Origin of the sequence: Halorubrum sp. Atlit-26R, from assembly GCF_003666015.1 — an archaeon.
In the GTDB taxonomy this organism is placed as follows: Archaea; Halobacteriota; Halobacteria; order Halobacteriales; family Haloferacaceae; genus Halorubrum.
Window position 1 is genome coordinate 1 of record NZ_QPLT01000464.1, and the last position, 473, is coordinate 473.

The 473-nt window shown below is 53.9% G+C and carries 1 protein-coding gene; it reads left to right on the forward strand.

Annotated elements, in window-relative coordinates:
* On the forward strand, positions 1 to 473 hold a 473-nt coding region (locus tag DVK07_RS23110; RefSeq protein ID WP_158603226.1), incomplete at both ends, for a hypothetical protein.

The following is a 473-nucleotide window of genomic DNA, read 5'->3' on the forward strand; positions in this document are numbered from 1 at the left end:
CCGAGTTCAGTTCTGGAGGGATTGGCTTCCGCCACAACGACAAGTCCGAAGAGGCGGTCGCATACTGGGACGACTTCAAAATCGACACGAACGAGGATTCCGGGCTCTATCTGTCAGACACCCACGAGGTGACGAATGCGACTGACGGCGTTGTTGAGATAGCAACCCTATCGAACGTCGACGCAACTGTCACATGGCAAGAGAATAGCAGCGGAACTTGGTCGAATATTTCTTCCTCGACGTTCACGACCGCAGGGACCAAGACCGCAGATATCTCTTCAGCAACGACTTCACACATCCGTGTTCGTGTTGACTTCCAACAGAATGGGAGCAATCCAGTTGCCGAGGTCGACCGCGATTTCGTCAGATTCCAAAACCAGCAGCCGACTGCATCAGGCCCATCGTTGAGTGGTGGGTCAACCACACGGACATCCCAGCCGAATCTCTCAGTGACAGTTGATGACCCAGAGTTC